Here is a 21,205-nt window from a genome sequence, read left to right on the forward strand (position 1 = left end):
GCCGCGTTGCGGCCCTTTCGCGACACAAGGCCGCTCCCACAGGTACCGGGATTTCCACAAGGAATATGCAAAGCCTGTGGGAGCGGCCTTGTGTCGCGAAATGAGGGCGAAGCCCTCACCTGCGGGGTTACAGCCAGATGCAATCCCAATGTGGATACTCACCGGCACGCTTGGCCAACCCTGCACGAATGGGATTGGCAACAATGTACCGGGCAACCGCTTTGACATCCTCTTCCCGCCGCAAGGCCCGGTCGTGATAACCGGTCTGCCAGATGTGCCGCCGTTCGACACCCTCGCGGTACAGCGCATTAGTGCTACGAGATTTGAACGCACACATCAGTGTGCTCAAGCGGGCGTGCCCAAGCTCGATAAGCCAATGCACATGGTCGGGCATCAAGACCCAAGCCAAGGTGCGACAAGCATGTTTCTGATCACAAAGGCGCATCTGGTTGACCACGATTCTGGCGAGGTTGAAGTCAGCAAACAGCGGTTTGCGGTCGCGGGTAGTGGTTGTCAGCAAATACTGGCGACCAGGCTCGGAAACTCGTCCTCGACGTAGAAGATGGGAGTGTGGGCTGTCCATGTCGTGCTCCTTTGAACATTGCATTCAAAGTTAGCCGTGGTGGCAGGGTGGACAGCTACTGGATCATTTCTCGATATGACTTCGGTGAGGGCTTCGCCCTCATTTCGCGACACAAGGCCGCTCCCACAGGTACCAGGATTTCCACAAGGGATATGCAATGCCTGTAGGAGCGGCCTTGTGTCGCGAAAGGGCCGCAACGCGGCCCCGGCGATTACGAAGACAGATACGACGACCGAGTCAAACCGAGACGCAACGCATCAAGGAACTGCGTGCGCTCGCGGGCGGTGATCCGTGCGCTGGCCACCTTGTCGCGGTAGTGAGTCATCAACTCCTCCGGCGACAGGTGCACGTAGCGCAGCATGTCCTCGATGGTGTCGTGGGTCTCGATACCGGCGTGGTACACGCTGCCGTCGGCGTTCTGGTAGATGTTCACCGAGTCGGTGTCACCGAACAGGTTGTGCATGTCGCCGAGGATCTCCTGGTACGCGCCCACCAGGAACACGCCCAGCAGGTAGTCCTCGCCTTCCTTGACCGCGTGCACCGGCATGCTGGTCTCGATGCTCTGCTCGTCGACGTACTGGTTGATCTTGCCGTCGGAGTCGCAGGTCAGGTCCTGCAGCACGGCGCGGCGCAGCGGCTCTTCGTCCAGGCGGTGCAGCGGGATGATCGGCAGCACCTGGCCGATGGCCCAGGTGTCCGGCAGGCTCTGGAACACCGAGAAATTGCAGATGTACTTGTCGGCCAGCTTGTCGTTCAGCTCGTCCAGCACCTGGCGGTGCGAGCGCTGGCGGGCCTTGAGCGAGTTGTGCAGGCGACGGCACACGGCGAAGTAGCACTGCTCGGCCAGGGCTTTTTCAGCCAGGGTCAGCTTGCCGTCCGCGTACTGCGCAGCCACGTCGCCCATGTAGTGGGTGGCGCGCCAGTAGGTTTCGGTGACCATCTCGATGTCGGTGGGGCCAAGCAGGTCGGCCAGCCACTGCACGGTCTCGGGCAGCGACTCCTTGTTCTCGATGGTCGGCATCTCGTCGTTATGGCTTTCGACGTCGGTCACCTGGATCACCAGCATGGCGTGGTGCGCGGTCAGCGAGCGGCCGCTCTCGGAGAAGATGTGCGGGTGCGGCAGGCCCTGCGCGTCGCAGAACTCCTTGAGCATCCCGACCACCACGCCGGCGTAGTCGTCCATGTCGTAGTTGATCGAGCTTGCGTTGCGCGAGTGGGTACCGTCGTAGTCCACGCCCAGACCGCCGCCGACGTCGATGTGATCGACCGGCAGGCCCAGGGCGCGCAGCTCGCCGTAGTAGCGGATGGCTTCCTTGAAACCATGCTGGTAGTCGGCCAGGTTGGCGATCTGCGAGCCCATGTGGAAGTGCAGCAGGCGGATGCCCTGGTCGAGCCCTGCGTCACGGAAGCGCTGCACCACCGAGATCAGCTGGGCGGCGGACAGGCCGAACTTGGACTTCTCGCCCCCGGTGTCGGCCCACTTGCTCGAGGCCAGCGACGACAGGCGCACGCGCAGGCCGACCTGTGGCTTGACCTTCAGCTCCGCGGCTTCCTCGATCACCAGGGCGACCTCGGATTCCTTCTCGATGACGATGAACACGTTGTGGCCGAGCTTCTGGCCCATCAGCGCCAGGCGGATGAACTCGCGGTCCTTGTAGCCGTTGCAGACGATGGTGCCGCCCTTCGGCGCCAGCGCCAGCACCGCCAGCAGCTCGGGCTTGGAGCCGGCTTCCAGGCCGATGGAGACGTTCTGGGTGGCGATGATGTTCTCGACCACCGCTTCCTGCTGGTTGACCTTGATCGGGTACAGCGCGGTGTACTGGCTCTGGTATTCCAGGCGCGCGATGTTGGCATCGAAGGCGCCGGTCAGCTGACGCACGCGGTCCTGCAGGATGTCGGGGAAACGCACCAGCAGCGGCAGCGACAGACCGCTCTGGCGCAGCTCCTGAACCTGTTCGAACAGGTCGATCGGCGCGCTGTCCGGGCCGTTGGGGCGCACTTCGACGCGCCCGGCTTCATTGATGGCGAAATAACCAGCGCCCCAATGGCGGATGCCATAAACACTGCGGCTGTCGGCCACGGTCCATTGGCTACCATCGTCTTTGCGTGTGCGTCGTACGGACATTCAAGTCCCCTGTATGAAAAGTCGATAACACTGCCCGCTTCGGGCGCAGGCAGTGTAGATACTGAAAATGACGATTCTTCCGTGCCTAGGCATAGACCCTGGCCATCGGATCGAGTTTAGAAAGCACTGGGCAAAAAATCGCGCGGCTGCACTCAGCCGCCGGATTTCTTCGCCTTGAAACCCTGCTTGATCAGCTCGGCGAGCAGCAGCTCGACATGGTCGCCCTGGATTTCGATGACGCCGTCCTTGAGCGCACCACCGGTGCCGCAGCGGCGCTTGAGCGTGCTGGCGAGTTCCTTGAGTGGCTCCAGCGCCAGCGGCACACCGGTGATGGTGGTCACGGTCTTGCCGCCACGGCCTTTGCTTTCACGGCGCACACGGGCAATGCCGTCGCCTTCGGGGATGACCTGCTGCTTGCAGACACAAGCGTCCACCGGCTGGCCACAGTCAGGACAGTGCCGACCGGCATCGGTGGAATATACGAGACCGCCAAGGGCGGCGAAGGAAGAAGCTTTCTTGGCCACTTTTGTTCCTCTGTGCCGAGGACAAAAAACTGGTCGGCGGGAGCCGACCGCGAAGCCCCACTCTGGCAGGGGCGGCGCTACTGCCGCAAGGTCCTGCGACAGCCCGAAAAGGGCGCGCAGTGTAACGATAAATCTGGCTGTTGCTAAGTACAGGATTGCGCCATTTTACGAAAGTTTTGCGACCTTCGGGCCACTGGGGCTGCTACGCAGCCCCTTCGCGACGCAAGGCCGCTCCCACAGTGGCAGCACAGCCCATCAGATCAGGCCAGCCTGGTACCGCTGCAACGCCACCAGCGAGTCGGGGCAGTACGGCAGCTTTGCGCTTTCGGCCTGGGCTTGCTCGACGCTGATGAACCGCGCCTCGATGACCTCCTCGGGCTGCAAGCGCAGCGCCCCGTCCCACACCGCCGAATACACCGCGCACCACAAGCGGTTGCCCGGCTGCTCGAAGTAGAACGTCTCGTGGAAGCGCAGCTCGACGCCACTCACACCCAACTCCTCGGCAAGCTCCCGGGCCGCCGATTCGGCGTAGGACTCCTGCACCCCGACCATGCCGCCGGCCGCCACATCCCAGTAACCGGGATACAGCGCCTTGCTCAGGGTGCGCCGGTGCACGCACAGCTCGCCCGCGCCATTGAACAGCAGAATGAACGTGCAACGCCCGATCAGGCCGCGCTCGCGCAGCTCGGCCCGTGGCAGGGCGCCGAGCAGTTGGTCATGCTCGTCGACCCAGGCCACCAGCTCGGCGTCGGAGGCCGCGCGGTGCGCGACTTCGGCAGGATTGACCGGCATCTCAGCCCTGGGACAGCAGCTGGCGCAGGTCGATGACCGCGGCGTTGGCCCGGGAGATGTAGTTGGCCATCACCAGCGAATGGTTGGCCCACATGCCGAAGCCGCTACCGTTGAGCACCATCGGGCTCCACAGCGCTTCCTGCGAGGCTTCCAGCTCGCGGATGATCTGCCGCACGCTGACCGTGGCGTTCTTCTTCGCCAGCACGTCGGCGAAGTCCACCTCGATGGCGCGCAGCAGGTGCGACAGCGCCCAGGCCTGGCCACGGGCTTCGTAGAACACGTTGTCGATCTGCAGCCACGGGGTCTCGACCACTTCCTCGTCAACCTGCGGCGCCTGGCCAGGGGCCACGGTCTCGGTCTTCAGGGTGTTGTTCAGCTTGACCCGGCCGACGCTGGCCGACAGGCGCTGCGACAGCGAGCCCAGGCGGGTGGCCACGTCGCCCAGCCAGTTGTTCAGGTTGTCGGCGCGGGTGTAGAAGATCGCGCCCTGATCACCCTTGGCCAGGCGGGTCTGGTAACGGTTCAGCGACTTGATGCCCTCTTCGAACTCCGACTCGCTGGACGGCAGGATCCAGCTCTTGTTGTCGAAGTTGAAACGCGGCTCGGCCTTGGCCAGGTCGGCGTCCTCGGTCGATTGCGACTGGGAGCGGGCGAAATCCTTGCGCAGGGCGCGAGAAAGGTCACGTACCTGGACCAGCACGCCGTATTCCCAGCTCGGCATGTTGTCCATCCACAGCCCTGGCGGGAAGCGGTCGTTGGAGATGTAGCCGCCCGGCTTGTCGAGCAGGGTGCCGGCGACGGTCTTGAGGGTCTCGACGGTGGTGTAGCCGATGACCATCTGCTGGCCGTTGCGCTCGGCGGCGGCCTGGGCGTTCTGCTGCACCGGGAACAGCTCGGGCTCCTGGCTCCAGTACCAGCCCAGGCCGATGCACACCAGCAGGTAGAGGCCGATCAGGGTGCCCAGGGCACGGCTCCAGAGGCCACCGAGGTAGCTACGGGTGGCGGCGCCACGGGTTTCGACCCGCTCACGGGGCTCGGCCTTGGCCTCGCGGTTTTTCCAATCCAGCATGGCATTGTCCTTAATCAGTCACGAACGGTTCAGGGCTTGGACCACAGGCCTCGGCCAGGGTGCCACGACAAGCCCGCATGCCAGCACTATAAAGCAGACGCCGCCATTCGTATAAGCGACCATCGGGTCGGCAACTGAATGACGGTCCCTGAACACTTTGTTGACCCCAGGCACTCGCTTGTCGGAAAAGCAGTGCTAGCATAGAGCCATCATTGAACCTGCGCCCTCCCACTCATAAGTAGTCAGGACATGACCCAGCCAGCCGAGCCGAGCCACGAACGCCTCAAGCAGCACTTTGCCCAGCGGGTGATCCACCAGGCCCGGCAGATCCTCGAGATCTGGCAGCGCCTGCAGCGTGGCGAGTGGTCCAGCGGCGACCTGGGCGAGCTGTGCGAGGCCAACCTGCGCCTGCAGCGCTACGCCGAGCGTTTCGAGCAGCCCGAGCACGGCAGCCTGTCGACGGCCATCGGCCAGACCCTGCGCGCCATCGAAGCCAACAGCGCGCGGCTCAACTCCGAACTGATCAGCGAACTCAACCGCCTGATGCAGCGCCTGTCGCGCACCGGCCTGCGCAAGGGCGACCAGCTCGACAACGTGCCCCTGCCGCCGCTGCGCAAGCCGGTGTACATCGTCCTGCAGGACCACGACCGCGCCGAGCGCCTGGCCCAGCAACTGGAGTTCTTTGGCCTGACCGTGCAGGCGCTGTGCAGCGCCGAGGCGTTCCAGGCGTCGATGAGCGAGCGCCTGCCGTCGGCCATCGTGATGGACGTGGACTTCACCGGCACCGGCATCGGCCTGCAACTGGCGGCCCAGGCCCAGCAAGGGCTGGAGCAGCCGGTGCCGCTGCTGTTCTTCTGCCTGCACGAAACCGACACCCCGACCCGCCTGGCCGCCGTGCGCGCCGGCGGCCAGGAGTTCCTCACCGGCACCCTCGACGCCTCCAGCCTGCTGGAAAAGCTCGAGCTGCTGACCAGCGCCACCCAGTACGACCCGTTCCGCGTGCTGGTGATCGACGACTCCCGCGCCCAGGCCCTGCACACCGAGCGCCTGCTCAACAGCGCCGGGATCATCACCCGCACCCTCACCGAGCCGATCCGTACCATGAGCGAGCTGGCCGACTTCCAGCCCGACCTGATCATCCTCGACATGTACATGCCCGAGTGCACCGGCCCGGAGCTGGCCAAGGTGATACGCCACAACGACCGCTACGTCAGCGTGCCGATCATCTACCTGTCGGCCGAGGACGACCTGGACAAGCAGCTCGACGCCATGAGCGAAGGCGGCGACGACTTCCTCACCAAGCCGATCCGCTCGCGGCACCTGGTGACCACCGTGCGCAACCGCGCCGCCCGCGCCCGCCACCTCAAGGCGCGGATGGTGCGCGACAGCCTCACCGGGCTGTACAACCACACCCACATCCTGCAACTGCTCGAGGACTGCAGCTTCCGCGCCCGCCGCGAAGCGCAGCCGCTGAGCTTCGCCATGCTCGACATCGACCACTTCAAGAAGATCAACGACCGCCACGGCCACCCTATGGGCGACCGGGTGATCAAGAGCCTGGCGCTGTTTCTCAAGCAGCGCCTGCGCAAGACCGACTTCATCGGCCGCTACGGCGGCGAGGAGTTCGCCATCGTCATGCCCAACACCGCGCTGGAGGCGGCGCACAAGGTGCTCGACGAGATCCGTCGGCGCTTCGCCGAGATCCACTACCCCGCCCAGCCCCACGACCTGCAATGCACCTTCAGCGCCGGGGTGGTGCAGCTGGACGACAGCCTCGATGCGCTGACCATGGCCAGTGCGGCGGACGAGGCGCTGTACCGGGCCAAGCATGCCGGGCGCAACTGCGTGGTCAGGGTCGAGCCGTGACTGCCGGTATGGGCCGCTCTAATGGAAAACTCATAACCCATGATTTAACTCGCCCCCTGTGGGAGCGGCCTTGCGTCGCGAAAGGGCTGCGCAGCAGCCCCGGCAATTTCGAGGGTGGCTCAGAACCTGGGCCCGCTGCGCGCCCCTTTCGCGACAGGCCGCTCCCACAGGGGGACAGTTCCCAAAGGGCTACAGACAGCAACCGTCAAACAATACCGGCACAGTGCCACTTTTTTATGGCGCCAACCCTCCGTCGTCATCACCTCGTCACAAAATCGCAATAACTTCAGGCCCCGACCTCTCCACTCCCCCTCCGCAGGAAGTTCGCGGCTATGCGCCTGAAGTGGCTGACCAATTTCAACACCCTGTTGCTGGTGACCGTGTGTATCGCCCTGGGCGCGACCCTGTGGTGGTCGCAACGCGCCCTGGAACGTCCCTATCAACTGATGGAACGCTACCTGGGCCTGTCCCAGCAGTTCCAGAACGACGCCGCGCGCAATATCCAGGCCTACCTGGGCAGCGGCGACGCCCTGCGCCACGCCGCCGCGATGGAGGCCAACAAGCAGTTGCACACAGCCCTTGCCGAATGGCCCGAGGACTTGTCGACCAAGCTGCGCCCGAGCCTCGACAGCCTGCAAGGCTTCACCGCCAACGAGCTGCTCGCCGCCGGCAAGCTGGCCGGCGATCCCCAGGCCTTGCTGCTGCAAGCCGAACGGGAGCTGGGGGCGAACCTCGAGCAACTGGCCGGCTATGCCCGTGACAGCGGCAACGCCGACGCCAGTCGTTACCTGACGCCGCTGCTGGAAGCCTCTCTGCATCTGGGCCGGCTGTCCCTGGCCCGCGACAAGCTGGTCAGCAGCGGCCGTGCCGAGTTGGCCGACGAAGTGGGGCGCGAACTGCAACTGATCGCCGCCCAGGCCCAGGCCATCGACAGCCTGCCCCTGCTGGGCGTGACCCGCGCCGCAGAGTCCAATGCCGATGACTTCGCCGCGATGATGGGCCTGGAATCGCAAGCCAGCGCCGAGCAGGAAGACATCGCCGTGGACCTGAAGCGTGAACTGCACAGCCTGATCGGCCGCTACCCTGCCGAACTGCAACGTACCCGCGAACAGATCGAGCGCCGCGCCACCCTGGCCAGCAGCACCGGCGAGCGCCTCGATGCGGTGCAGCAGGCCATCGCCGGCCTGGAGCCCGAAGTACGCGGCCTGCACGCGACGATCGCCAGCGAGGTGCGCATCATCCAGGGCCTGATGATCGGCCTGATCCTGCTGATCGCCCTGCTCATCGACACCCTGCAGCGTCGCCTGGCACGCACCCTCACCAGCCTGGCACCGGCGCTGTCGCGCTGGGCCGAGGGCGACTTCGCCCAACCGATCACCCTGGGCCGCACCAACCGCGAGCTGCACGACATCCAGGAATCGCTGAACCGTCTGCGCCAGTACCTGGTGGAGCTGGTCGGCACCATCCGTCACAACGCCGAACAGGTGGCCGGCAGCAGCCATGCCCTGGCCGGCATGAGCAGCGCCTTGCACGACGGCGCCGAACGCCAGGCCGGCGACACGGCGCAGATCCGCGACGCCCTGGGCGAGCTGGAGGCGACCATCCAGCAGGTGGCCGGCGATGCCAGCTCCGCCGCCGAGGCCAGCCGCGATGCCGGCCGGGCCGTGGAGCAGGGCCAGACGGTGATCGGCCAGAGCCTGTCCGGCCTGCGCTCGCTGGTCGACGAGGTGCAGGGCAACGCACGGATGATCGAGCAACTGGCGGAAGAGTCGGCGACCATCGGTGGTGTGCTCACGGTGATCCGCGCGATTGCCGAGCAGACCAACCTGCTGGCCCTCAATGCCGCCATCGAAGCGGCCCGGGCCGGCGAGATGGGCCGTGGCTTCGCCGTGGTCGCGGACGAAGTGCGCTCGCTGGCCCAGCGCACCACCGGCGCCACCGGCGAGATCCAGGCGCTGATCGACCGCCTGCAGCAGGCCGCCCGCAGTTCGGTGGACGGCATGCGCACTCAGCTGGAACATGCCGAGGCCACGGCCAACCAGGCACAGTCGGCCGATGGCGCGCTGGATGCGATCGTCAGCGCCATCCGCACCATTTCCGACACGGCCGTGCGAATCGCCGACGTGACCGCGCAGCAGACCGGGGCGGTGAGCGAGATCCGTGATCACAGCGAGCGGATTCATGAGCTGGGCGAGGACAACTTGCAGCGGATTGGCGAAGGGCGTGAGCAGGGCGAGCAGTTGCTCAAGCTGGGGGGTGAGTTGAATACGGCGGTGCGGGCGTTCAGGCTCTAGCCCCTGCTTGATGGGGCTGCTTCGCAGCCCCAACTTCGGCCAACTCCGCTATCATGCCCGCCACGTTCCACCTCGCGAGTCCGCCATGCGCCGCCTGTTTTTCCTGCTGTTCCTGCTGCTGGCCAGCCCCGTCTTCGCCACGGGCCTGCTCGACAACCTCCCCAGCGCCACCCTCGGCGCCGCCTCCAACAGCGCCGACTTCCTGCCGGTGCACGAAGCCTTCAAGCTCAGCCTGGTCCAGGCCGACGCCCAGACCGTCAAGCTGCGCTTCGTCGCCACCGACGGCTATTACCTCTACCGCCACCGCTTCCAATTCCGCACCGAGCCCGCGGATATCCGCCTGGGCGCGCCGAACATCCCCAAGGGTGAGGCCAAGCACGACGAGTTCTTCGGCGACGTCGAGGTCTATCACGGCGTGCTCGACATCGAGCTGCCGCGCAACGACCCGCGCGCCTTCACCCTGCTGGTGGGCTACCAGGGCTGCGCCGACAAGGGCCTGTGCTATCCGCCGGAAACCGCGCGGCTGAGCATCGACGGCCAAGGCGCCCCGCTGCCGGCAACCGCCGAGCAGGGCTGGACCTGGAAATCGCTGCTGCTGTTCTTCCTCGCCGGGGTCGGCCTGACCTTCACCCCCTGCGTGCTGCCAATGCTGCCGATCCTCTCCGGCGTGGTGCTGCGCGGCCAGGTCGGCGGCCTGCGCGGGTTGTCGCTGTCGCTGGCCTACGTGCTGCCGATGGCGGCGAGCTTCGCCGTGCTCGGCGCGCTGATGGGCCTGTTCGGCGCCGGCCTGAACCTGCAGGCGCGCCTGCAGTCGGCCTGGGTGCTGGTGCCGTTCGCCGCGTTCTTCGTGCTGTTCGCCCTGGCCATGTTCGGCCTGTTCGATATCAAGCTGCCGCAAGCCCTGAGCAGCCGCCTGGACAACTTCGCCCAGCGCACCCGGGGCGGCTCGCTGCTCGGTGCGGCGGTGCTCGGCGTGCTGTCCAGCCTGCTGGTCTCGCCCTGCGTGTCGGCGCCGCTGGCCGGTGCCTTGCTGTACATCAGCGCCAGCGGCGATGCCCTGGGCGGCGCGTTGAAACTGTTCGCCCTGGGCCTGGGCATGGGCGCGCCATTGCTGCTGGTCGCCACCGGTGGCGCGGCCTGGCTGCCGAAGAGCGGCCCTTGGATGAACACGGTGAAGAACGCCATCGGCGTGTTGCTGCTGGGCCTGGCCATCGGCCTGCTCAGCCGTGTGCTGCCGGGGCCGGCTACCCTGCTGCTGGTCGGCCTGCTGGCCGCAGGCGTGGCGCTGTTCCTCGGCGCTCTGGAGTTCGTGGTCAAGACCCCACGCCAGCGCCTGGCGCAACTGCTCGGCCTGGCGCTGTTGGTCTATGCCCTGGCCTGCTGGTATGGCGCCCTGAGCGGCCAGGGCGACCCGCTGCGCCCGCTGCCGCCTCCGGTCGCGGCCGGTAGCGTCGCGCCGACCAAGGCCGACGCCTGGCAGACCCTCACCACCCCCGCCGCCCTCGACGCCGCCCTGGCCGAGGCCAAGGCCGCCGGACAGCCGGTGCTGCTCGACTGGTACGCCGACTGGTGCATCAGCTGCAAGGTGATCGAGCACGAAGTGCTCAATTCACCGCAGGTCCTGCCGCAACTGGGCGCCTTCCGCCTGCTGCGCTTCGACATCACCGAGAGCAACGCCGAACAACGCGCCCTGCTCGACCGCTACCGGCTGTTCGGCCCGCCCGCGTTGATGTTCTTTGCCGCGAACGGCAGCGAAATGACCACCGATCGGGTCATCGGCGAGATAAACGCCGGCGATTTCGCCCAGGTATTGACGCGCGTGCGCGGCCAACTCGGGCTATAACTTCCCGCGTTCAGTGAAAAAACCTGCGCCGGTGACCAGACTTAATCATCTGGTCACATACTTTGCGCGAATCTCGGACATCGTGCTGGCTATTGCCGGGAACTGGACACTCAGCGCCGGTTGCGGCATAGTCGCCGCGCTATGTCGAATTGCCCTACAAAACCAAGGAATCGCAGATGGCAACCCTACTGGTGCTGCACGGCCCCAACCTGAACCTGCTCGGGACCCGCGAACCGGGCCATTACGGCGCCGCCACCCTGGCCCAGATCAATCAGGACCTGGAGCAGCGCGCCCGCGCCGCTGGCCACCATCTGCAATACCTGCAGAGCAATGCCGAATACGAATTGATCGACCGCATCCATGCCGCGCGCAACGAAGGCGTGGACTTCATCCTGATCAATCCGGCCGCTTTCACCCACACCAGCGTCGCATTACGTGACGCATTGCTTGCAGTGAGCATCCCATTCATCGAAGTGCACCTCTCCAACGTGCACAAGCGTGAACCGTTCCGCCACCACTCCTACTTTTCCGATGTTGCCGTAGGGGTGATCTGCGGCCTCGGTGCCACCGGTTACCGGCTGGCCCTGGAGTCCGCACTGGAACACCTGGCTGCCAACGCACAGCCCTGATGACACAAGGCTTTGGCCCCTTCGGGCCGAGGCTCATGAAGAAACGTTTTCGACACGTTTTAAAAATACGTCCCCGACCGAACCTTGGGAGTTGATGATTAATGGATATCCGTAAAGTCAAGAAGCTGATCGAACTGCTGGAAGAGTCTGGCATCGACGAACTGGAGATCAAGGAAGGCGAAGAGTCCGTTCGCATCAGCCGTCACAGCAAGACCCCGGCCGGCGCCCAGTACTTCGCCGCCCCGGCCCCGATGGCCGCTCCGGTTGCCGCTGCAGCACCGGTTGCCGCCGCCGCTCCGGCCGCTGAAGCCGCTGCCGCTGCTCCGGCCCTGAAAGGCACCGTGGTTCGCTCGCCAATGGTCGGCACCTTCTACCGCAAGCCTTCGCCAACTTCGCCAAACTACGCCGAAGTCGGCCAGGCCGTGAAGAAAGGCGACACCCTGTGCATCGTCGAAGCCATGAAGATGATGAACCACATCGAATCCGAGATCGGCGGTGTGATCGACGCCATCCTCGTGGAAGACGGCCAGCCGGTTGAGTTCGACCAGCCGCTGTTCACCATCGTTTGATTCGCGGAGAACCAACGATGTCTGGGAAACTTGAAAAAGTCCTGATCGCCAACCGTGGGGAAATTGCCCTGCGGATCCTGCGTGCCTGCAAAGAGCTGGGCATCAAGACCGTCGCTGTGCACTCCACGGCCGACCGTGAACTGATGCACCTGGGCCTGGCAGACGAGTCGGTCTGCATCGGCCCTGCATCGTCCAAGGATTCCTACCTGCACATCCCGGCGATCATCGCCGCCGCCGAAGTGACAGGTGCCACCGCCATCCACCCGGGCTACGGCTTCCTCGCGGAAAACGCCGACTTTGCCGAGCAGGTGGAAAACTCCGGCTATATCTTCATCGGCCCGAAAGCCGACACCATCCGCCTGATGGGCGACAAGGTGTCGGCCAAGGACGCGATGATCAAGTCGGGCGTGCCGACCGTGCCGGGCTCCGACGGCCCGCTGCCGGAAGACCCGGAAACCGCGCTGGCGATCGCCCGCGAGGTCGGTTACCCGGTGATCATCAAGGCCGCCGGCGGCGGTGGTGGTCGCGGCATGCGCGTGGTGCACAAGGAAGAAGACCTGATCGAATCGGCCAAGCTGACCCGTACCGAAGCCGGTGCCGCTTTCGGCAACCCGATGGTCTACCTGGAGAAGTTCCTGACCAACCCACGTCACGTGGAAGTGCAGGTCCTGTCCGACGGCCAGGGCAACGCCGTGCACCTGGGCGACCGTGACTGCTCGCTGCAGCGCCGTCACCAGAAGGTCCTGGAAGAAGCCCCGGCCCCGGGCATCGACGAGAAGGCCCGTCAGGAAGTCTTCAAGCGTTGCGTCGACGCGTGCATCGAGATCGGCTACCGCGGTGCCGGTACCTTCGAGTTCCTGTACGAGAACGGCCGCTTCTACTTCATCGAGATGAACACCCGCGTCCAGGTCGAGCACCCGGTTTCGGAAATGGTCACCGGCATCGACATCGTCAAGGAGATGCTGAGCATCGCCGCTGGCAACAAGCTGTCGTTCCGCCAGGAAGACGTGGTGATCCGCGGTCACTCGCTGGAGTGCCGGATCAACGCCGAAGACCCGAAGAAGTTCATCCCGAGCCCAGGCAAGGTGAAGCACTTCCACGCCCCGGGCGGCAACGGCGTGCGCGTCGATTCGCACCTGTACAGCGGCTACTCGGTTCCGCCGAACTACGATTCGTTGATCGGCAAGCTGATCACCTACGGCAAGGACCGCGACGAAGCCATGGCGCGCATGCGCAATGCCCTGGACGAGATCGTCGTCGACGGCATCAAGACCAACATCCCGCTGCACCGCGACCTGGTGCGTGATGAAGGTTTCTGCAAAGGCGGCGTCAACATCCACTACCTCGAGCACAAACTGGCCAACCAGGAGTGATCGCGTTAGCGTGATGAAAAAGCCCCGGCCCGTGCCGGGGTTTTTTATTGCCCTTCAGAAGGCCTGTTCGGTCGCTGTGGGAGCGCATGCCTCAAGCCATACCGTCGCCCCACCAACCCAATGGAACCCCGCCCAAACCCACGCAGTCCACCGATCAGGCCCACCTCCCGAGGCCTCACAAGGAGACTCCCATGAAAGGCACTGCGCTATCCGCCCTGTTCGCGGCCGCCACGCTGCTGGCCTCGCCTGTTTTTGCCGCCGACGACCTGTGCGCCATGAACCTGCAGAAGATCGACGACAGCATGGCCACCGCCGGCGCCACCTCCGAAGGCCTGGACAAGGCCATCACCGAGCATGTGGACCAGGCCAAGGCCGCCCAGGCAAAAGGCGACACCAAGGAATGCATTGCCATCACCAGCAAGGTGCTCGAGCGCCTGGAGAAGACCGAGAAAGGCAGTGGCTCGGCCGGTGGCAGCGGTACCTGAGCCCTGCACCAGCGCGGGCGGCCGAACCATCTGTCGACGCCGCCCGCGTAAACGCGTATACTCGGCCTGCGTGCTGAAAAGCACGTTCAGCTAGAGCTGAGTGTGGGGCCGATTAGGATTCGACGCCGGTAGCGAAACTCTAGGTGCATGCCGAGTTGGTAACAGAACTCGTAAATCCACTGTTGCAACTTTCTATAGTTGCCAATGACGATAACTACGGCCAGGAGTTCAAAGCTGCTTTCGCAGCTTAAGAGCCTGAGTCTCTGGTAGCTTCGGCTCCAGCAATCATCAGGGGATGCCTGTAAACCCGAAATGATTGTCATACAGAACAGGATCGTCGTGCAGCACGTTGGGGGCGAAGCGACTAAAACTTACCCAACTCATCCAAAGCACCCTGCCCGTCGGGCGGCTGCGGATTAAATCAGTAGACACGGCTAAGCATGTAGTACCGACAGCGGAGTACTGGCGGACGGGGGTTCAAATCCCCCCGGCTCCACCAAATGATCAAAAAAAGACGTCCACGGACGTCTTTTTTTGTGCCTGAGACCCAGCAAATACGCGGCTTCCAGCGCTTTTGCGGTCTTTTGAGAGTTTTGAGTTCCAACCGTTCGGGTATTCCAGACGGTATTCCACCTCATCCGATGCTAATCTTTGGAATACCGAATCAGTGCCTGAGGAGAATCTCATGCCTGCTCAGAACCTCCGTCTCTCCGATCGACAGCTCAAGGGAGTCAAACCCGCGTCCAAGGATTACGTCCTTACGGACGGTGACGGTTTGCAGCTCCGCGTACGCAGCAACGGCTCGTTGCTGTGGAATTTCAACTACCGCGAACCGGTGACCAAGAAGCGCATCAACATTGGCTTCGGGACCTACCCCGAACTGTCACTGGCGAACGCACGAAAGAAGGCAGTCGAAGCCCGCGAGCTGCTCGCTCAAGGCATCGATCCGAAAGTGCAGCGCAATACGTTGAATGAAGCCAAACGCGCGGAAACCGAACACACCTTCGAGAACGTGGCCACCGCCTGGTTTGAACTCAAGAAAGACTCGGTCACCCCGGCCTACGCCGAGGACATTTGGCGATCGCTCACGCTGCACGTGTTCCCCGATTTGAAGACGACGCCACTGACGAAAATCACCGCGCCGATGGTGATCGGATTGCTTCGTCCAATCGAAGCGAAAGGCAGCCTGGAGACGGTCAAACGTCTTAGCCAGCGGCTAAACGAGATCATGACCTACGGCGTAAACTCCGGCCTGATCTTCGCCAACCCGCTCACCGGTATCAGGGCAGTATTCAAGAAGCCCAAGAAAGAGAACATGGCTGCGCTTCCGCCCGAAGAGCTCCCCGAGCTCATGCTGGAGATCGCGAACGCCAGCATCAAACGCACTACCCGCTGCCTGATCGAATGGCAGTTGCACACGATGACTCGCCCCGCCGAGGCGGCGACTACTCGCTGGGCAGACATCGACTTTGAAAGGCGCGTTTGGACTATCCCTGCGGAGCGGATGAAGAAGCGCCGCCCACACAGCATTCCTTTGAGTGATCACGCTGTCGCGTTGCTGGAGTCACTGAAGACTCACAGCGGCCATCGCGAATACGTCTTCCCGGCAGACAGAAATCCGCGCACCCACGCCAATAGCCAAACTGCCAACATGGCGTTGAAACGCATGGGGTTTCAGGATCGGTTAGTCAGCCACGGCATGCGCTCGATGGCCAGCACCATTTTGAATGAGCATGGGTGGGACCCGGAACTCATTGAGGTCGCACTGGCGCACGTCGATAAGGATGAGGTGCGTAGCGCCTACAACCGAGCCGACTACATAGAGCGCCGTCGTCCGATGATGGCCTGGTGGAGTGAGTACATCCAGAAAGCCGCCACCGGCAGCCTGCTCGCCTCAGCATACGGCCAAGTCAGAGACAAGAACGTAGTGCCGATTCGCTAGCGCTGTACAGGCGCAATAACGGCGACGACAGCAACAGAGTGCTCAAGATTCAGGGCAAGCAGCCTCGTTTATCCGCTTGTCAGCGCGGGTCCATCCAAACAGGGCTGCAAAGCCGCCCTGTTTGGATGGACCTCACTTTGAAGAGCTAAAAGCCACGACGTTGTCCAGGATTTACCACGGATTTCCACCGATGGATAACCGCTTTTCACATCCTCAAGAGCACTGAATTTCGGTCCTTGACCGGGTTTATCTACAGGCGTAGAACTGGCCGTGCAAGCGCTGTCGATGACAGCAACCCAGGTGATCCGAACCTTGAAGGTCACGCCGTTCTCGCGGTGGTTCTCCCCCCCAAATGGCGATTCGCATCCGGCAGCTCGCCCGGTCACCTCCCCGGTGATGGATGCCAACTTCAGATCATGGCCCTCGTGCGCCAGACAACACCTCCTACTTCGCTGCCCTGCAGCAACCTATCCGCTTGGCCGAATCTTGCGCCAACCTGCGCCCGTCTCTTTCTCCTGGAAAGAGACGGGCGCTTCTAACACTGCTGCAGCCCTCATCGCACTTGGCTTTGCGGCAACTCCACTCGTGACAATCGGCGTGACAAACGCCGAAGTCACCAGCAACAGCGCTGTAGATGATGGTGCCGCAGACCTAGGAATGGACTGCACCTGACTGACAGTCAGGCATGCCCCGGTCATCGCATCGCTGTGTTCACCCGACTCAGGATCTCGCGGCACTGGTCTCGTCAGCCAATGCAGCCTCTACCCGCCCACCGGTAACGGTGCTCAGGAGGCCAGATCATGAGATGCCCTTGCTCCCGGTCGTAAGGAGCCGCCAGTCCCGCGTAGAGGACATTCCCCACAGGTCGCAGGGGCCTTGATCCCTGATAACACTCAACATTCTTGGCGGGATGACGTGGGGCGAGGATCGGAGAGCGGACGATGAGGTGATCGACATGGCATTGGTGGGTAGACGCGATGGCCGTAATTTTGGCTACGGCAGGCAATTGAGCTATGCAGGGCCGCAAGCGCTGAAAGACATGTTCGGCGGTGGCCACTACGGCACGGTCAAGGCGCACAGTGATCGGTGGCTGGCATTCGTGAGGTGGTGCCGCTCCGAACAGGGGCCCGGTATCAATGATGCGCGGCAGATTGATCGAAGGGTGTTGGCCGACGACTATGCAGCTTATCTGCGCGACGTTATTGGGCGTGGTGAACTGGCTATCAGCACCGCACAGAACCGGCTATCCAGCGTTAACAGGACCATGGCGGCGCTTCGCGGTGATCAGTACGTGAAATTGCCCAGCCCGAGCAAGGCGTTGGGTATGCAGCGCAGCGGAGTTCGAGACTCAGCGCCGCAGGGTCAAGACCGCAAACAGGTTAAGCAGATTGTCGATGTGCTTTGCAGCCAGCATCAGCTACGGGCCGCCGCAATAGTCCTGTTGGCAAGAGCCACCGGCATGCGCTTGCGTGAGGCCATCTTGGCTGACCTGCAACGCCTAAGCCGTGAGGCTAACGACCTGGGCAGGATTAACATCCAGGATGGCACCAAAGGCGGCCGAGCTGGCGCCTCAGCGCCACGATGGATTGCCGTGGACCACCATGTTCAAGACGCACTTGGGTTTGCACGGCAAGTGTCGCCTGTAAGTAGGCGCAACCTGATTGCCTCACACGAAAGCTACCTGATTCTTCTGCAAGAAATCATCCGCCCGGCGCGGAAGGTCCTACATGCACACAACCTCAAGGGTTTCCATGATCTTCGAGCGGCTTATGCATGTGAGCGCTATGAGCAATTCACCCAACGCCGCGCGCCTATCAACGGTGGCCAATGTAGCCAAGTAGATAGGAGCCTTGATCGTAAGGCCCGGAGGCAAATCAGCTATGAGCTGGGGCACGGCCGGATCGACGTGGTCGCAGCCTATATCGGAGATGGCAGATGAGTAAGCCATTCGATATGGAGTTGTTCTTGGCTGGCATGCTGACTGGGTCGCACGCGACACGGCAGCGCCATTTGCGTCAGGCGAAGATTATCCAAGCCGAAATCACTGAACGCTGGCAGCGAGAGACGCCTTGGGCATGGCAGAGAAAGCATGTGGCTTGGTTTCTCGAACATTGTCTAGGGCGGAGTAGTGAGGCTACGCGATATTACTATTTATTGACCGTGCGGCTGCTCGCTCGTCGCTTACAAAAAACATGGATTTTCAGTCTCTGAGTGAGACCGGCTGCTATCGACCGATCCTGTTGAAAAACCGGACGCCTCGTTCATCCCGCCTAGGCACACCGCATGGCGAGTGGTTTCAACGCGCAATCTGCCAGCCCGAACAACAGCATTTTCACCGATCTGCCAGCCTGCAGATAGTCCTTGACGTCTCACTGCCACGAAGGCATTTTGCCATTTCTCGGAGCGCCATTTTTCAGGAGAAAGAGTGAACTACACCCCAAATCCTCAGCATCGTAACAGCTCGTTCTCTGCCCAGAAATCGCAATGGACGATCACAATTCCTGAAGAGATCGAGTGTTTTACGATGGCAACCGGCGCTTCCTGGTTTGCCAAGGATTGCTATTGGGGATTCTGTCCTGGGCAATCTAGCCTTCGACCGGTCGGTATGGCCCCTCCTCCACACAGCTGTCCGGTGCACTTTGCCAAATTCGTTGGCGATACCCTGCAAAACTGGCATGGCTACCCTGTAGCTCATTGGGTCGCTCCGTATGACAAGCCGCCTGAAGTGGTACTCAAAGATTGGCAAATCAACGGCATCATTTCCAAACCCCAGTTCGCCAGGATCCTGCGAGGCAAAAAATGCGCTCTGTGAAGCTTCGGATTCCTGGTAGCTACTGGGATTCACAAATCTATTCGGGTGAGCTGATTATTTTTGGCGACGACGGGTCTATTCAGCGCGTCGACTGGTCGGGATTCGTTGACCGAGTCGCGACCAAACATCCACATGTACAGACTGCTCTGCGCGTTGCATTTTCTGACAGCGATCTGTTTTACAACCCAAAGGTCAGGAAGATACTGCGGGACCCTCAGATCGAGTCACCCATCAAGGGGCAATTGAACCAACTTGCCGACCTTCAATTGGAAACTGAAACGAGTGACCTATCGGGCCATTGGCAACACCACGACAGCCCGTTCGACTTTTTGCCTACCGACACCGAGATCTACCACAACGAAATTTACGCTGGCGGTGAAGACGGGCTGTTCTCATTTCCTCGAAGCGCGAGTCTGAGCAAGGTCAAAAGCCGACTGGACAAGCACCATGATGCCTCAGTGTTTCAGGTAAAAGCCTCTGATCGATTCAGCGCCATCGCCACTGCAACAGGCAAGGACGGTTTATTTGACTTTTTACTCGCACGCAATCCTGATGAGCGTAAGCGGATAGGCTCTCCGCGCCAGGTCGCAACCCGCGCCTGCAATGCCTGTGACTGGGCGTTCCAGAGCATCATGGGTTGGAGTTCGCAACTCGCGTTCCTCGCCAGCTTTCGAGAATACAAGGATTCGGAATCGAAAAAGAAAAAGCGGGTTTTCAACAAGATCATCGACCCGTCAGAGATTTTCGGTAGCAACACTGGAAGTGCGAACGACATCGTATGGGGCAGCCGCGAGAAAATGTACCGTTTCTCCGCTGGCCTTATTACTGTGGCCAATTATGAATCTATAGGCAAGGCTGAGGATCCGGTCGAAAAGTTCGAGCAGGTCGGCCACGTCGGCTTCAATCCTGAATCCGAGATCATTGCCACAGGCACAGCGCCATTCGGCACCGTACTTGAAATGGAAGACAGGATCATGGTGCTTCGTAGCGACGGGTCTACGGAGGTCTTCAATGGCACACCCATTCATTGGCGAGTGTTTCCTCGATCCGAGCATTACAGCAATCAACTGCACATCGTCTACGAAGACGCACTCGAAATCATCTCGTTTACCCATGACTACTTTGTAGATCAGGGCAAGAAAATGTTCGGCTTCGCCAAAGCCACTGAGTAATCCCATTTAAGCTGCGGGCAACGGGCGCAGCCTTCAGGATCAGAGGCTGGCCATTTCAAGGTCATGACGTGCTCACCAAGAGGCAGATCGATGGTTACGGCATCGTCAGCTGGGCGCTTGGCGGTCGCTCTTGTCGGTACAAAAGCAGGCAATGCTACCGCGGGTTGCTCTCGGTAAGGGGCCGAAAGATTCAAACGTCAATCGGCGTCGTCTTCCAAACGTCCTGCGCCAGAGAGATCAGCATTGCATGCCGTTTTTCGATGGCCGCAGCATTCCACTGGGAGAAAGCCTCCAACTTGGCATTGATACGCGAGATGGAGGTGTTATGCCCGACGTCGGTCAACGTAACCAGGCTACGGGTTAGGTAATTACCGCTCTTGCTGTATTCGACCTGCTTGTCCGTATAGAAATCATTGCCCGCGACGATATTGATCGGCTTCTCAAGCAGGGTCAGGTTGCCCAACCGGTTCTTGTAGTCGTCGTAGGCCAGCCCCGGACTCTCGGTGGCCCACTTAGCGCGCAGATCATCCTTTGGCCTGTTGGGCAGGATGTGCTCGATTTCCAAATTAGTGAAGGGCGCTAGGCTGCCCGGCACCTTCACTCCACTGAAGGCCATCTCGACGTGCTGCGTCAGCCGCGCCAGTAAGTAACGAGTCCGGTACTGCTGCATCGAGTAAAAGTTGAAGCGTTTGAGAGCATCCGCCAACTCCTGAGATTTACCTACCATATTGGTCTCGAAACGCTCGGCGATGAAGGCATTGAGCTGAGCCTTCTGCTTTGCAGCATCAGCTGTCCCCGCAATCGCGCGCAGTTCGTCGGCCCATTGAGAGAAGCTGCGCTCCAGATCCTTGGTAGGAGTCTTAGTAAAGATATAGTAAAAAAGGAAGCTCTCCAGTTGCGCAACAAAATGGTCAAACAACGACTTGGGAAAGCTTGCCGCCGCCAGCAGCAAAACGTAATGCAAGCTGAACGCGCCGCCAGTTAGCCGCTTGAGGCTATCTGTAGTGGTCAACTCATCCCGGACACGGTTTTGAGTTTTTCTTCTGCTTTCGCTGGAGCCAGTCCATCGTTGAACTGATGCGGCCGGATCCAGTTGTAGTGGCCCATTAGGTATTGGCCAATGTCTC

At 62.0% G+C, this 21,205-nt stretch carries 18 protein-coding genes and 1 other RNA gene; 13 read left to right on the forward strand and 6 right to left on the reverse strand.

Annotation, left to right across the window (positions count from 1 at the left end; genetic code table 11):
* Positions 1–127: 127 nt before the first annotated feature.
* The 5 genes from DMX06_RS25180 to DMX06_RS25200 form a co-directional block, all read right to left on the reverse strand.
* Positions 128–583 carry an REP-associated tyrosine transposase gene (locus DMX06_RS25180; RefSeq protein ID WP_110739860.1) on the reverse strand — a complete coding sequence of 152 codons (456 nt, stop codon included), beginning with the start codon at positions 581–583 and terminating at the stop codon, positions 128–130.
* Positions 584–794: 211 nt separating this feature from the next.
* Complete coding sequence (gene speA / locus DMX06_RS25185; protein WP_028691191.1) at positions 795–2,708, reverse strand: arginine decarboxylase; 1,914 nt, start codon at positions 2,706–2,708, stop codon at positions 795–797.
* Positions 2,709–2,860: 152 nt separating this feature from the next.
* The gene (locus DMX06_RS25190; RefSeq protein WP_110739861.1) at positions 2,861–3,232 is read right to left on the reverse strand and encodes a translation initiation factor Sui1; all 372 of its coding nucleotides are present in this window, start codon (positions 3,230–3,232) and stop codon (positions 2,861–2,863) included.
* Between the two features lie 255 nt (positions 3,233–3,487).
* The gene (locus tag DMX06_RS25195; protein WP_110739862.1) at positions 3,488–4,024 is read right to left on the reverse strand and encodes an NUDIX hydrolase; all 537 of its coding nucleotides are present in this window, start codon (positions 4,022–4,024) and stop codon (positions 3,488–3,490) included.
* A gap of 1 nt (position 4,025) precedes the next feature.
* Positions 4,026–5,093 carry a DUF2333 family protein gene (locus tag DMX06_RS25200; RefSeq protein WP_062572768.1) on the reverse strand — a complete coding sequence of 356 codons (1,068 nt, stop codon included), beginning with the start codon at positions 5,091–5,093 and terminating at the stop codon, positions 4,026–4,028.
* A gap of 249 nt (positions 5,094–5,342) precedes the next feature.
* On the opposite strand from DMX06_RS25200, the gene DMX06_RS25205 reads away from it, so the two are divergent.
* From DMX06_RS25205 to DMX06_RS25265, 13 genes are all read left to right on the forward strand, one after another.
* The gene (locus DMX06_RS25205) at positions 5,343–6,959 is read left to right on the forward strand and encodes a diguanylate cyclase (protein WP_110739863.1); all 1,617 of its coding nucleotides are present in this window, start codon (positions 5,343–5,345) and stop codon (positions 6,957–6,959) included.
* Between the two features lie 548 nt (positions 6,960–7,507).
* The gene (locus DMX06_RS25210; protein WP_375538120.1) at positions 7,508–9,253 is read left to right on the forward strand and encodes a methyl-accepting chemotaxis protein; all 1,746 of its coding nucleotides are present in this window, start codon (positions 7,508–7,510) and stop codon (positions 9,251–9,253) included.
* Between the two features lie 85 nt (positions 9,254–9,338).
* Positions 9,339–11,096 carry a protein-disulfide reductase DsbD gene (locus DMX06_RS25215; RefSeq protein ID WP_110739865.1) on the forward strand — a complete coding sequence of 586 codons (1,758 nt, stop codon included), beginning with the start codon at positions 9,339–9,341 and terminating at the stop codon, positions 11,094–11,096.
* 176 nt (positions 11,097–11,272) lie between these two features.
* Positions 11,273–11,725 (forward strand): type II 3-dehydroquinate dehydratase, encoded by a 453-nt coding sequence (gene aroQ, locus DMX06_RS25220; protein WP_011535870.1) that lies wholly within the window; start codon positions 11,273–11,275, stop codon positions 11,723–11,725.
* A 101-nt stretch (positions 11,726–11,826) separates the two neighbouring features.
* Positions 11,827–12,294, forward strand: coding sequence for an acetyl-CoA carboxylase biotin carboxyl carrier protein (gene accB / locus DMX06_RS25225; protein WP_110739866.1), 468 nt, complete (start codon positions 11,827–11,829; stop codon positions 12,292–12,294).
* A gap of 17 nt (positions 12,295–12,311) precedes the next feature.
* Positions 12,312–13,667 (forward strand): acetyl-CoA carboxylase biotin carboxylase subunit, encoded by a 1,356-nt coding sequence (gene accC / locus DMX06_RS25230; protein WP_046854114.1) that lies wholly within the window; start codon positions 12,312–12,314, stop codon positions 13,665–13,667.
* A 191-nt stretch (positions 13,668–13,858) separates the two neighbouring features.
* The gene (locus tag DMX06_RS25235; protein ID WP_023631557.1) at positions 13,859–14,152 is read left to right on the forward strand and encodes a hypothetical protein; all 294 of its coding nucleotides are present in this window, start codon (positions 13,859–13,861) and stop codon (positions 14,150–14,152) included.
* Between the two features lie 104 nt (positions 14,153–14,256).
* Positions 14,257–14,651: a transfer-messenger RNA gene (ssrA, locus tag DMX06_RS25240) on the forward strand.
* 186 nt (positions 14,652–14,837) lie between these two features.
* Positions 14,838–16,094, forward strand: a complete 1,257-nt coding sequence (locus DMX06_RS25245) for an integrase domain-containing protein (RefSeq protein ID WP_110739867.1) — start codon at positions 14,838–14,840, stop codon at positions 16,092–16,094.
* Between the two features lie 955 nt (positions 16,095–17,049).
* Positions 17,050–18,033, forward strand: a complete 984-nt coding sequence (locus DMX06_RS25255; RefSeq protein ID WP_110739870.1) for an integrase domain-containing protein — start codon at positions 17,050–17,052, stop codon at positions 18,031–18,033.
* Positions 18,030–18,305, forward strand: coding sequence for a hypothetical protein (locus DMX06_RS25260; protein WP_110739868.1), 276 nt, complete (start codon positions 18,030–18,032; stop codon positions 18,303–18,305). The genes DMX06_RS25255 and DMX06_RS25260 overlap by 4 nt, the downstream gene beginning before the upstream one ends.
* A 214-nt stretch (positions 18,306–18,519) precedes the next feature.
* Positions 18,520–18,906, forward strand: coding sequence for a hypothetical protein (locus tag DMX06_RS26210; RefSeq protein WP_146232239.1), 387 nt, complete (start codon positions 18,520–18,522; stop codon positions 18,904–18,906).
* Positions 18,894–20,078, forward strand: a complete 1,185-nt coding sequence (locus DMX06_RS25265) for a hypothetical protein (RefSeq protein WP_110739869.1) — start codon at positions 18,894–18,896, stop codon at positions 20,076–20,078. The genes DMX06_RS26210 and DMX06_RS25265 overlap by 13 nt, the downstream gene beginning before the upstream one ends.
* A 190-nt stretch (positions 20,079–20,268) precedes the next feature.
* Here the strand turns inward: DMX06_RS25265 and DMX06_RS26660 are convergent, their stop codons facing one another.
* Positions 20,269–20,805 carry an HNH endonuclease family protein gene (locus tag DMX06_RS26660; RefSeq protein ID WP_309147761.1) on the reverse strand — a complete coding sequence of 179 codons (537 nt, stop codon included), beginning with the start codon at positions 20,803–20,805 and terminating at the stop codon, positions 20,269–20,271.
* Positions 20,806–21,205 lie beyond the last annotated feature (400 nt).

Source organism: Pseudomonas mosselii, assembly GCF_003205295.1.
In the GTDB taxonomy this organism is placed as follows: domain Bacteria; phylum Pseudomonadota; class Gammaproteobacteria; order Pseudomonadales; family Pseudomonadaceae; genus Aquipseudomonas; species Aquipseudomonas mosselii_B.

Excerpts from the sequence above, each read along its gene's own strand:
- DMX06_RS25180 (WP_110739860.1), bottom strand. The coding sequence starts at position 583 with ATGGACAGCCCACACTCCCATCTTCTACGTCGAGGACGAGTTTCCGAG.
- speA (WP_028691191.1), bottom strand. The coding sequence starts at position 2,708 with ATGTCCGTACGACGCACACGCAAAGACGATGGTAGCCAATGGACCGTG.
- DMX06_RS25195 (WP_110739862.1), bottom strand. The coding sequence starts at position 4,024 with ATGCCGGTCAATCCTGCCGAAGTCGCGCACCGCGCGGCCTCCGACGCC.
- DMX06_RS25200 (WP_062572768.1), bottom strand. The coding sequence starts at position 5,093 with ATGCTGGATTGGAAAAACCGCGAGGCCAAGGCCGAGCCCCGTGAGCGG.
- DMX06_RS25205 (WP_110739863.1), top strand. The coding sequence starts at position 5,343 with ATGACCCAGCCAGCCGAGCCGAGCCACGAACGCCTCAAGCAGCACTTT.
- DMX06_RS25210 (WP_375538120.1), top strand. The coding sequence starts at position 7,508 with ATGGAGGCCAACAAGCAGTTGCACACAGCCCTTGCCGAATGGCCCGAG.
- DMX06_RS25215 (WP_110739865.1), top strand. The coding sequence starts at position 9,339 with ATGCGCCGCCTGTTTTTCCTGCTGTTCCTGCTGCTGGCCAGCCCCGTC.
- aroQ (WP_011535870.1), top strand. The coding sequence starts at position 11,273 with ATGGCAACCCTACTGGTGCTGCACGGCCCCAACCTGAACCTGCTCGGG.
- accB (WP_110739866.1), top strand. The coding sequence starts at position 11,827 with ATGGATATCCGTAAAGTCAAGAAGCTGATCGAACTGCTGGAAGAGTCT.
- accC (WP_046854114.1), top strand. The coding sequence starts at position 12,312 with ATGTCTGGGAAACTTGAAAAAGTCCTGATCGCCAACCGTGGGGAAATT.
- DMX06_RS25235 (WP_023631557.1), top strand. The coding sequence starts at position 13,859 with ATGAAAGGCACTGCGCTATCCGCCCTGTTCGCGGCCGCCACGCTGCTG.
- DMX06_RS25245 (WP_110739867.1), top strand. The coding sequence starts at position 14,838 with ATGCCTGCTCAGAACCTCCGTCTCTCCGATCGACAGCTCAAGGGAGTC.
- DMX06_RS25255 (WP_110739870.1), top strand. The coding sequence starts at position 17,050 with ATGGCATTGGTGGGTAGACGCGATGGCCGTAATTTTGGCTACGGCAGG.
- DMX06_RS25260 (WP_110739868.1), top strand. The coding sequence starts at position 18,030 with ATGAGTAAGCCATTCGATATGGAGTTGTTCTTGGCTGGCATGCTGACT.
- DMX06_RS25265 (WP_110739869.1), top strand. The coding sequence starts at position 18,894 with ATGCGCTCTGTGAAGCTTCGGATTCCTGGTAGCTACTGGGATTCACAA.
- DMX06_RS26660 (WP_309147761.1), bottom strand. The coding sequence starts at position 20,805 with ATGGTAGGTAAATCTCAGGAGTTGGCGGATGCTCTCAAACGCTTCAAC.